Annotated in this window: 9 protein-coding genes and 1 pseudogene; 6 read left to right on the top strand and 4 right to left on the bottom strand. The window is 64.6% G+C overall.

Translation table 11 applies throughout. The features are described 5' to 3' along the window. Both ABLA28_RS08165 and pyrE read left to right on the top strand, forming a co-directional pair. Positions 1-331, top strand: a pseudogene (locus ABLA28_RS08165) (orotidine 5'-phosphate decarboxylase); the annotation flags it as partial. 37 nt (positions 332-368) lie between these two features. Continuing rightward, on the top strand, positions 369-965 hold the full coding sequence (pyrE, locus tag ABLA28_RS08170) for an orotate phosphoribosyltransferase (protein ID WP_347713234.1): 597 nt from the start codon (positions 369-371) through the stop codon (positions 963-965). 192 nt (positions 966-1157) lie between these two features. On the opposite strand, the gene ABLA28_RS08175 is transcribed toward pyrE, so the two are convergent. The 4 genes from ABLA28_RS08175 to ABLA28_RS08190 all read right to left on the bottom strand — a co-directional run bounded on the left by ABLA28_RS08175 (position 1158) and on the right by ABLA28_RS08190 (position 4248). After that, a complete protein-coding gene (locus ABLA28_RS08175; RefSeq protein ID WP_314715834.1) occupies positions 1158-1748 on the bottom strand; it encodes a hypothetical protein in 591 nt (196 codons plus the stop codon). 122 nt (positions 1749-1870) lie between these two features. Continuing rightward, positions 1871-2431, bottom strand: coding sequence for an isoprenylcysteine carboxylmethyltransferase family protein (locus ABLA28_RS08180; protein WP_314715836.1), 561 nt, complete (start codon positions 2429-2431; stop codon positions 1871-1873). Further along, entirely contained in the window at positions 2403-3506 is a 1104-nt protein-coding gene (locus ABLA28_RS08185; RefSeq protein ID WP_347713235.1) for a lysylphosphatidylglycerol synthase transmembrane domain-containing protein, read from the bottom strand. The genes ABLA28_RS08180 and ABLA28_RS08185 overlap by 29 nt, the downstream gene beginning before the upstream one ends. Before the next feature lie 160 nt (positions 3507-3666). Continuing rightward, complete coding sequence (locus ABLA28_RS08190; RefSeq protein WP_347713236.1) at positions 3667-4248, bottom strand: hypothetical protein; 582 nt, start codon at positions 4246-4248, stop codon at positions 3667-3669. Positions 4249-4502: 254 nt separating this feature from the next. Between ABLA28_RS08190 and fliD the strand changes: the two genes are divergently transcribed. The 4 genes from fliD to ABLA28_RS08210 form a co-directional block, all read left to right on the top strand. Continuing rightward, positions 4503-7373: a flagellar filament capping protein FliD gene (fliD, locus tag ABLA28_RS08195; protein WP_347713237.1), complete on the top strand. Its 2871-nt coding sequence runs from the start codon at positions 4503-4505 to the stop codon at positions 7371-7373. A gap of 179 nt (positions 7374-7552) precedes the next feature. Beyond that, positions 7553-8428 (top strand): nucleoside triphosphate pyrophosphohydrolase, encoded by an 876-nt coding sequence (gene mazG / locus ABLA28_RS08200; protein ID WP_347713238.1) that lies wholly within the window; start codon positions 7553-7555, stop codon positions 8426-8428. A 15-nt stretch (positions 8429-8443) separates the two neighbouring features. Beyond that, the gene (locus tag ABLA28_RS08205) at positions 8444-9877 is read left to right on the top strand and encodes a pyruvate carboxylase subunit B (protein WP_347713239.1); all 1434 of its coding nucleotides are present in this window, start codon (positions 8444-8446) and stop codon (positions 9875-9877) included. Positions 9878-10008: 131 nt separating this feature from the next. Further along, on the top strand, positions 10009-10862 hold an 854-nt coding region (locus tag ABLA28_RS08210; protein WP_347713240.1), incomplete at its 3' end, for a PhoH family protein.

Below are 10862 nucleotides of genomic sequence, written 5' to 3' on the forward strand. Positions count from 1 at the left end.
ACAGGTCGGGGAGTGGGGGGGCGGCCTCATCGGCTCGGAGGGCTACAGTTCCGTCGGCGCGGTCGTCGGGGCGACGTATCCCGATCAGGGGGAGCGGCTGCGCCGGCGGATGCCACACACGTTCTTCCTGCTCCCGGGCTACGGGGCCCAGGGGGCGTCCGCCAAGGCCCTGGCCGGCTGTTTCGACGCATCCGGAGGGGGGGCGGTCGTCGCGGCGTCGCGGAGCCTCATCTGCGCCCACAGGAAGGCCGGGACCGACAACTTCGTCTCGGCCGCCCGGGACGAGGCGCTGCGGATGAGGGCGGAACTGAACACGGCCCTCGGGCAATAGAAGAAGTGGTTCCGATGCGGCGGAAGGAGGAGAGAACATGCTCGACGTGATACTGAGGGATGAGAGACAGAAAAGGACCGAGGAGCTCCTGACGCTTGTGAGGGCGCTCCGGACCGGGCATTTCAGGCTGACCTCGGGGCTGCACAGCGACCGTTACATGCAGTGTGCCGCCCTGTTCGAGCACCCCGTGGCGAGTGAGGAGCTCTGCGCGTCGATCGCCGATATGTTCCGGGGGGGGCGGGTCGACGTGGTGGCGGGCCCGGCGCTGGGCGGCGTCATTCTGGCCTATGAGGTGGCGCGGTCCCTTGGGGTCCGCAACATCTTCGCCGAGCGGGAGAACGGGAAGATGACCTTTCGGCGCGGTTTTCACGTGAACCCGGGGGAGCGGGTGCTGGTTGTCGAGGATGTGGTGACCACCGGCGGCTCGGTGAGGGAGGTCATCGAACTTCTGAGGGAGACCGGGGCCGAGGTGGCCGGCGTGGGGGCGGTGGTCGACCGTTCGGGCGGCTCCGTGGATTTCGGCGTTCCTTTCAGGCCGCTGATGTGCATGGAGGCCCGGAAATGGGAGGAGTCCGAGTGCCCCCTTTGCCGGGAGGGGATCCCCATAGACAAGCCCGGAAGCCGCGCGGTGTGATTGCTCCGTTGACCATGGTCCGTTGTGGATGGGGCATGCAGGGATGAATCGAGGCTGCCGCCGGCGTTTTGTCGGCGGCAGCCTTATTTTAGATGAAAACTCCTGGCGATGCTGCGGATACCCCCGGTGAAGAAACCGGGCGATCGAGGGAGTATGCCCCCCTTGGAGGTTCCTTGAATGCTCGGCGGGCCCTTATCCGTTCGTTCCGCCGCTCCTGAAGGGATTATGCCACAAAAACTGCTGGCTGGAGGCGGTGGCCCCGCTGAGCGGAATCTCGACCCACCCCCAGGGGGTGACGAGCACGAAGCGCAAGACGATGCCCTGGCTGGCCAGGGCGTCCACGTGCGCGGCGTAGCGCATCGTGTCCTCGAAGATGAAGGTATCGCTGATGACCCACACGCGCTTGCAGTTGCTGCGGTTGAAGAGCGCGGCATAGTCGATGGCGGTCCGCACGCCGCTCTCGTAGTCGGGGGGATTCATGCTGACGACGACCACGTCGGGGCGCCCCTCGGGACGGCGCGTGTTGGGAATGAGGTCGAAGTATTGCTCCAGGCTCTCCAGACGCTCGAAGAGCCTTTCGATGTCAACCTCGCCATTGTCCTCGAACATCGCCGTGACGGGGTCCATTCCCTGATCCGCGGGGGCGTTCAGGGTGTCCTGCATCCACCGCTGGATGCGGGAAAGCGCCTCCAGGATGTACTGCGGGTATTCCGTCTCGGAGATGGCCGACAGGAGATCCTTTACGGTCAATTCCTTTTTGGGGTCCTTTTTCTCGGGATTCATGCTCCACCTCCAATGGCGCGGGCTCCATTCCATGATGAGCTCAGTATAGCACAGCCCGGGCGCGTCGGCCTGCCTCAAAATACGTGTCCGCGCCCCAGTCCTCGCGTGTCATGGAAAACGGCTTACAGAAAAAACCCCTTTGCGGCGATCAGAAGGGTCCCCACGGCGGTGGAGAGGAGCGTATGGCGCTCGCTGGTCCACAGGATGCCCGCGGAGAAGGGCCCCGCGATGCGTCCGGACGGCCAGGCGGAGGGCAGAAAGGCCCCTGTCCTCCGTCGGTACTCGTGATATTCGTCCCCGAACCTGGAGGACAGGAAGGACTCCTCGAAGGGGATGATGAGAAGGCCGTAGACGACGACAAAGGAGACCGCGAACAGGGCGGCGGCCCACGGCCCGGCCATCAGTCCCCATCCCAGCCCGATCAGACCGTTGCCGAAGTAGAGGGGGTTGCGCATGAAGGCGTAGGGCCCCCAGGTGACCAGCCGCTCCGCGCCGACGGTCTCCCCCCGGTAGCGTCCGATGCAGCCGACGGCCCAGAACCGCCAGGCCTGCCCCAGGACGACGAGGGGAAGCCCCAGGAGGACGGACCTCAGGGTCGGCCGGGCCAGGAGCAGGATCATCAGGAAGAGGACCGTCCAGATCCCGCCCCTGAGCTTAAAGATTTTTTGACGAAACGCCTGCATTCGACGAACCTCGTTTGGCCTCATCCCTGGCCTCCTCCTCGGGGGAGACGCCCTGGTGGAGCTCCTCGGAGACGCCCCATCCCAACATCCGAATCACGACGACGACCCCCATGAAGATGGAGAGGTACTCCGTGAAGAAGCGCCAGATGATGGCCATGATCCCCGCCATGTTCCAGGGCATCAGGGTTCCGAAGAGCAGGGCGCCGCCGCTCTCGGCGAAGCCGCTGGCCCCCGGGGTGGGGATGAAGTAGAGCACGAACATGAAGACCGCCTGGGTCGCCAGGGTCTGGGTGTAGCTGTAGGGGAGTCCGACGGCGCTCATCAGGATGGGAAGCACGGTGAAGACCAGAAGCAGATGGAGGACGGAGAGCGCCGTGGCGAGCAGCATCCATCCCTTCCCGGAGCGGAACGCCAGGCGGAAGTTCATGATGTAGTTGTCCACCTCCCGGTCGAGCCACTGGAAGCAGCCGATCACGCGTCGGTTGGACTTCACCAGGTTCAGCCGCTTCATCCACAGGATGGCGATCTTGCCCAGCCTCTTGAGGGAGCCCGGGCGGAGGACGGTGAAGAGGATGAAGATCCACGTACAGCCGATGACGGCGAAGACGTAGAAGACGAGCCCCTTCAGGAAGGGACTCGCCTCCAGGATGGAGGGCTCGAGGAACAGGGCCGTGGGGACGACCAGGCTCAGGATCAGAACGGTCAGCATGGTGCGGATCAGGGTGATGGCGATGCCCTTGCCGATGGGGACCCCTTTCTTATAGAGGACGTAGACCTGGAAGGGGCCGCCCCCGCTCTGCATGGGGGTGACCGCGCTGCCGAAGTAGTTCAGCCAGGTGAGGACGATTCCCATGGAGAACGGCACTCGTTCCTGCGCCGCGCGGGAGAGCGCGCAGAAGCGCCCCGCGTCGCACATCCAGGAGAGGAAGACCACCCCCAGGGCCCCCAGCAGCAGGAGCTTGTTCGACGAGAGCAGGGAACGGACGGTGTCGTGATCGACGCTTTTGGCTATGATGACCGCATTGGCCCCGAAGGCCAGCAGGATGAAGAGGATCAAACCTTTACGCAGGGACAAATTGAAATTCCTCCATCGAACGAGACAGGATCGGATGAGACAGTGTCGAATGAGACAACGTCAATGCAACGGAAACGACATGATTCAAACGGGAGAATCATGAATCGGGACGACGCGGAAGGGCCCGGAGATACGGCACATGGTCTTGCGTCCGCGGCCGCTACCGGGATTGAGGGGCGGAGAGCCTGCCCAGCATCAGCGCGAGCGCATCGACGCTTGGAAGCAGTTCCTGACGCAGGACCAGGGCCATTTGAGGGTATCGCTTCCCGTTCATCAGGCCGATGAGGCGGTTCAAAATCTCCAGGAGCCCGTCACGGAACGCCTGTTCCTCCGGCTCGGCGGAGGGCCCGGCCGTCAGCGCGCTGCATCGCTCGTAGACGTCCAGCGTCCAGTCCAGCCCCTCCATCGCCTCGGACAGGCGGTTCTGCGCGGCCGAAGTCTCGCCCTCCTCGAAGCGGCCGGCGATCTCCTCGATGCCCTTCTTCAGCCGCGCGACGTAGTCCAGGGCCTCGGCGATCGTCTCCCGGATCAGGAGGCGGACCGGGGTGAGCGAGAAGTGCGCCGACATCCCCCCCGACAGGGCAAGAAAGGCCCGCTCGTCCATCTCCACGCCGTCGACTCGAAGTCCCGTGAGGACGAGCCCGGAGCGGGCGGCTTCCGCCCTGACGGCCTCCAGAATCTCGAGAGGCGACGCCGTGGACGGGATCTCGCGGTGCTCCTGTCCGTCAATCGATACCTTCATCGTGATCCCCCTGTCCCGATTTCCGAATCGGCGCACGGAAAACCCGGTGCGCCCAAAGTCCTCCCCATCCCGGGGAAGGGATGGGGAGGACGGGCAATGCATCATCGTCGTAAAAAGACAACATTCATATTCTAGCATATCCGGGGCGCTCATATCCGCCCCGCCCCGCGCCGATACTCAATGTGGGATATAATGAACGCGCATCGGCGGAGCCCGATGCATTTTGTCCGTGCCGAAGAACAGGAGGGTTTTGTATGGCGGACATGTCCGTATCGGGTATCGCGTCCGGGATCAACTGGGACGAGATGATAGCGAAGATCCTGGACAAGGCGAAGAAGCCCGCGCTCGTGATGGTGGAGAAGCGGGATAAGCTGACCCGGAAACAGGAATATTTCGAGGAGTTCCAGATCGCGCTGCAGAAGCTGAACAGCGCGCTGTCGCCGCTCAAGCTTCCCTCGACCTACAAGGCGAAGGAATTGGAGATCGAGCGGATCGACAAGAGCGGCTCCTATAAGGGCGTGCTGACGGCCACCGCCAATGCGGACGCGGAGGTCAACGTCCACGACCTCGAGGTCCTGAAGCTGGCCAAGAGTCAGGTCCAGCGTTCCAACGCCTTCACGGACAAGCTCTCCGGGGCCTTCACGGGCGCCCTGAGCGGCGCGTCGGAGGCCCATTTCTGGATCGGCATCGGCGGCCGGAGGTTGCGCATCGAGGTCCGTTCCGACGATACGCTGGAGTCCCTGGCCAAGCGCATCAACACGGCCCTCAAGACGCAGAGGCCGCCGTTCGGCGTGACCGCGTCCGTCGTGGACAACAAGCTGATCCTGAAGAGCGACGCCACAGGCCTGGGCAAGGACACCCAGAAGGCGGCGATGACCCGCTCCGGCAATGCGTACGACCTTTTGGAAAATATGCATATCGACTCCGGCTCGCTGAAGTCCGGGGACCTGGTCGTCAAGAGCAAGAAGGGCGACAAGACCTGGAAACAGGGCGTGGACTTCGACGTCGTGGCCGGCAACCAGATTCGCTGGCGCGACTACGAGCCGCAGACGGTCCCCGCCGGGGAGATGTACCAGGTGAAGTACAAGGCGAAGTCCGGGGATGTCTATACGACGGGCGGAGCAACCTATGGCCCGAGCGACATCGTGCGCGGCAAGGGCGATGTGGATAAGGATGCGTTGCCCTTTACGCCCCGGGCGGCGTTATCGACGACGAACATCTCCGTCCAGGACAGGAACGGTGTCACCTATCAGTACGGTACGGATTTCACGATCGAGGGAAAGTCCGTGAAGTGGCTGGGGATGAATCGCCCCGGCGAGGGCGTCGCCTATAAGGTTACGTATAAGCCCGATGCAGATGAGGAGTTCACGCTCAACGTCAAACGCGGCGCCGAGGACGTTACGGGAGCGGATTATGCGGACTTCGTCGGGGGAAAGTCCGTCATCAAACAGGGCGGCAGGACCTATGTGCAGGGCGAGGACTTCGACATCGTGAGCGACGGCGGCAGCCCGGCCAAGGCCGTGGTGCGCTGGCGGCCCGAGGCGGCTTGGGGCGCCCCCGGCCCGGGCACAAACTACGACTTGGAGCTGACGAAGGCCGACGGGACGACGCAGACCTTCAGCAACGTCGAGCGGGGCAAGAGCGATACGCTCACCATGAGCGAGTGGGGCTTCACCACAGCGGGGGGAACGATTGACCCGACGGCCACCTACGTCTATCAGGACCCCCCGACGGCCTTTGGGGGGGGGACCTTTGTGCCGTCCACCAATACTGGCGGCAAGTTCACCTTGACTTGGACTCAGCCCGCGACGCCGCCCGTTCTCCGCATGAAGGACGGCAAGCAGATCACTCCCGGGTACGGCGACGAGTACACGGTGGAGTACGCGCACGCGAAGAACACCTTCACCCTGTCGGACGACGGGACGGGGATCCTGAGCGCGCTGGGCCTGGACCTGAAGGACGAGGCGCACTACACGGCCGCCGAGGATGCGGAGATGATCCTGAACGGGGAGAAGGTGACGCGGTCCTCCAACAAGATCGGCCCGGAGTACAAGAACGAGCTGATCAAGGGGGTGACGATGGAGCTCAAGGGCGTGGGGCACGTCTCCATGGACATCTCCCACGACCTAGAGGCCTCCGTCAAGGCCATCCAGGCCTTCACCGAGGCCTACAACGACGTGATGAAGTGGATCAACGTCAAATCCTCGGAGAAGGCCGTGGACGAGACGAAGAAGGCCACCCTGCCCGCCAACGACTTCCGCATGAAGTGGGGCCTGCTCTTCGGCAACTCCCTCCTGCGCGATGCCAAGAGCAGGATGCGCCGCTCCGTCACCCAGACCTATACCCACACCTTCAAGCAGCGCAAGAGCCGGGACCCCATCTACGGGACGATGGAGCAGAACGGCCTGAAGGGCCAGAGCACGCTGCGCGTCACGGTGGGGGCCCGCACCGCCGACATCACGGTCAACCCGGAGGACACGCTCGAGTCCATCGCGGCCAGGATCAACGACACCTCCGGGAGTGGGGAGGGCAGCGCCCTGCACTACGATCCCGACGGGCGGAAGTACCCCACCCCCTTCGCCAAGGCCTCGGTCTCGGACGGCAAACTGGTGATCGACGCGGGCACGGACCGCCCGGTCCAGGTGTCGGGGACTCCCGCCCTCAAGGCGTTGGGCATGGACTACACCTATACGGGCCTCTATCAGATGGGGTTCAAGACCACCTCCACCGACTTCGGGAAGAGCGGCGAGCTCGAGTTCAGCTCACGGGACTTCATGAAGGCGATGACGAAAAATTCGGAGGAGGCCACGGACGTGATGCTGGCCTTCGCCAAGGACATGCAGACGTTCGCGGACGGGATGCTCCGTTCCTCCGCGGCGAGCGGCGACAGCGGCAAGGGAGCCGCCAAGGGCGCCGTGGTGCGGGAGATAGACGGCATTAAGACCGAGGTCAACTCCATCAACAAGTATCTGAACACGTTCGAGCAGCGCCTTCAGAAGAAGAAGGAGACGCTCTTCAAACGGTTCTCCGACGCCGAGCGCAACCTGTCCAAGCTGATGCAGCAGGCCAGCTGGCTCAACAGCGTTACGGCCCAGCTCCAGGGGGCGGGCAGGAACCAGCAGTAGGCGCGGACGCACGGCGGCGATTTGCGAGAGGGCGGGTTCCCGGCGGGGCCCGTCCTCTCGCGTTCCGGGCCCTGTGTTATCATTTATAATCGTATCGTTCCACCGTACTTTTGAATGAGCCGTTTACGATTTTAAGCGACATCGGATTGATAGGGAACGTCGGGAGGACCGACGGAGGTGTGACTGTGATTTCCAGCGACGAAAACATGAGGGCCGGGCCGGGTATTGGGGACTGCGGAGATCGCAGGGATAAAGGACATTATTTCGACGAGATCGTCGGCCTGATCGAACGGCTGAGGGCTCCGGGAGGCTGTCCGTGGGACCGGAAGCAGACGCTGGAGGACCTGCGCACCTGCATCACGGAGGAGGCCTACGAGCTCGCGGAGGCCATCACGGAGCGGGACATGGGCAAGGTCCGGGAGGAGTCCGGGGACCTCCTGCTGCAGGTCGTCTTCGTGGCCTCACTGGCCAGGGAGCACGGGGACTTCGACATGCGGGACGTCGTGCGCACGATCTGCGACAAGCTGATCCGACGCCATCCCCACGTGTTCGGAGACGTCGAGGCCGAGGACAGCGATACGGTCCTGAGGAATTGGGAGAGCATCAAGCTGGAGGAGCGCCGCGCCCGGAAGGAGGACCTCTCGGTCCTGGCCGGGGTGCCCGCCGGGCTGCCTCCGCTTCTCAAGGCCCATCGGATGCAGGGCAAAGCCGCACACGTCGGGTTCGACTGGCCCGGGGGCGACGCCGCCCCGCTCTTCGCGAAGCTGGACGAGGAGGCCGACGAACTGCGGGAGGCCGTGGAGCACGGGGATGCCGCGGCTGTGGAGGACGAGCTGGGGGACCTGCTGTTCATGGCCGTCAACCTGGCGCGTCACCTGGGGGTGAACCCCGACGCGGCGCTCTCCCGGGCCTGCGCCAAATTCGCCGGGCGCTTCCGCCGGGTCGAGCAACAGGCCGCGGAGCGCGGCATCCGCCTGGAGGACTGTTCCCCGGAGGAGCTCGACGCCATGTGGGAACGGGCCAAGATGAGCCCCGGCGCTGAAAACGCCTTATAATGACGGAGGACGGAAATGACGGAGAACAGGACCGAGGGGGTGCCCGGGAAGAAGGCGGGCCGGAGGGCCCGCATCATGGAGACGGCGCTTCGGGACGCGCACCAGTCCCTTATCGCCACGAGGATGAGCACCAGGGACATGATCCCCGTCCTCGAGAGGATGGACGCGGTGGGGTATTGGGCCCTCGAGATGTGGGGCGGGGCGACGTTCGACAGCTGCATGCGCTTCCTGGACGAGGACCCCTGGGAGCGGCTGCGCGTCATCCGTTCCCGAATCAGGAACACCAAACTTCAGATGCTGCTGCGGGGGCAGAACCTCGTGGGCTATCGGCACTATGCGGACGATGCGGTGAGGGAGTTCGTGAAGCGCGCGGTGGGGGGCGGCATCGACATCATCCGCGTCTTCGACGCCCTGAACGACCTGCGCAACATGGAGGTCGCGGCCGACCAGGTCAAAAAGGAGGGGGCGCACCTCCAGCTGTGCATCTCCTACACGATTTCCCCCGTCCATACCCTGGACGCCTTCGCCGAGATGGCCCTGAAAATGGCGGGCATGGGGGCGGACTCCATAGCGGTCAAGGACATGGCGGGCCTGCTGAACCCGGTGGACTGCGTCCGGCTCGTCGGCGCGATACGCGCCCGGACGGACCTGCCGATACAGCTTCACAGCCACTACACCAGCGGCTTGGCCTCCATGACCTACTACGCGGGGCTTATGGCGGGTGCGGACATCGTCGACACGGCGATCTCCCCCTTCTCCATGGGGACTAGCCAGCCGCCCACGGAATCGTTGGTCGCGGCCCTGGCGGGCGGCGAGCTGGACACGGGAATCAGCCTGGACAATCTGGTCCCCGTCGAGGAGTACTTCAAGACGCTCCGCGAGAAATACAGGAAACTGCTCCCGGACATCGGCGGGGTCGACATCAACATCCTGCGCTATCAGGTTCCGGGCGGCATGTACTCGAACCTCGTGAACCAGCTCAGGGAACAGAACGCCCTGGATAAGCTGGAGGACGTGATGAACGAGATCCCGGTGGTGCGCAGGGCCATGGGCTACCCGCCCCTGGTGACCCCCACCAGCCAGATCGTCGGGACGCAGGCGACGCTGAACGTCCTGACGGGCCAGCGCTGGAAGGTCATCCCCAAGGAGGTCAAGCAGTACTTCCTGGGCTACTACGGGACGGCGCCCGCTCCCCTGGACCCCGAGGTCCGGAGGCTGGCGATAGGGGACGAGGAGCCCATCACCTGCCGGCCCGGTGAGAGGATCCCCCCCGAGATGGAGGCGGCCCGCAGGGCCGCGGAGGCCTGGTCGCTCCAGCCGGAGGACGCCCTGACCTGGATCATGTTCCCCCAGGTCGCCAAGGACTTTCTTCCGCGGAAGTACGCGCGCGTCACGTGCCGGGACGTTGGGCTCGAGGACCTCGTCGAGGGAGCGGCCTATCCCGTCTGACGCCGGGAGGCGGGAGGAAGATCGAAAAACAGGATGGATGGAGAAACGTTGGAATGGATGGAGAAGCGTTGGAGCGGAGGGACGTTCCGCTGAGAAATTCCGAGGATGTCGCGGTTGCCGGCGGCGGGGCCATGGCTCGCCTTCTGGGGCTGAACGACGAGAACCTCGAGGCCCTGGAGGCCCGTTATCCGGTCTCCCTCTCCGTGGGGGAAGGCCGGATACGGATCTCGGGCCCCGACGCCGAGCCGGTGCGCATCGTGGCGCATCTGCTGCGCCAGCTTGCTGTCGTCGCCGAGAGCGGACACGAGATCCGCGTCTCCGACGTCCGTCACGCGATGGACGCCCATGCGGAGGGCCGGGAGATCAAGCTGGACTCGCTGTATTCGGAGGTCGTCTGCACGACGGCGCGGGGCAAGCCCATCCGGGCCAAGACCGTCGGTCAGAGGGCCTATATCCAGGCCATGCGGGACAACGACATCCTGTTCGCCGTCGGCCCCGCCGGGACGGGCAAGACCTACCTGGCGGTCTGCGAGGCCGTCTCCATGCTGAAGGAGGGGCGGGTGAACCGCGTCGTCCTGGTGCGGCCCGCCGTCGAGGCCGGGGAGAGCCTGGGGTACCTCCCGGGCGACCTCAGGGAGAAGGTCGAGCCCTACGTTCGCCCGCTCTACGACGCATTTTATGAACTTCTGTCGCCCGAGCGCTTCGCCCGCTACGTGGACAAGGGGATCATCGAGATCGCGCCCCTGGCCTACATGAGGGGGCGGACGCTCAACGACAGCTTCATCATCCTGGACGAGGCCCAGAACACGACCCCCGAGCAGATGAAGATGTTCCTCACCCGTCTGGGGTTCGGGTCCAAGGCCGTGGTGACCGGCGACATCACTCAGGTGGACCTTCCGCAGGGGCGTCCCTCGGGGCTGCGCAGCGTGCGGTCTATCCTCGAGGGGATCGAGGGGATAGGCTTTTTCGACCTCACAGGGGCCGA

Source organism: uncultured Fretibacterium sp. (assembly GCF_963544685.1).
Lineage (GTDB): Bacteria > Synergistota > Synergistia > Synergistales > Aminobacteriaceae > CAJPSE01.

Bases quoted from the DNA above. Each gene is read 5' to 3' on its own strand.
- ABLA28_RS08190 (WP_347713236.1), bottom strand. From the start codon at position 4,248: ATGAAGGTATCGATTGACGGACAGGAGCACCGCGAGATCCCGTCCACG.
- ABLA28_RS08175 (WP_314715834.1), bottom strand. From the start codon at position 1,748: ATGAATCCCGAGAAAAAGGACCCCAAAAAGGAATTGACCGTAAAGGAT.
- pyrE (WP_347713234.1), top strand. From the start codon at position 369: ATGCTCGACGTGATACTGAGGGATGAGAGACAGAAAAGGACCGAGGAG.
- fliD (WP_347713237.1), top strand. From the start codon at position 4,503: ATGGCGGACATGTCCGTATCGGGTATCGCGTCCGGGATCAACTGGGAC.
- ABLA28_RS08205 (WP_347713239.1), top strand. From the start codon at position 8,444: ATGACGGAGAACAGGACCGAGGGGGTGCCCGGGAAGAAGGCGGGCCGG.
- ABLA28_RS08180 (WP_314715836.1), bottom strand. From the start codon at position 2,431: ATGCAGGCGTTTCGTCAAAAAATCTTTAAGCTCAGGGGCGGGATCTGG.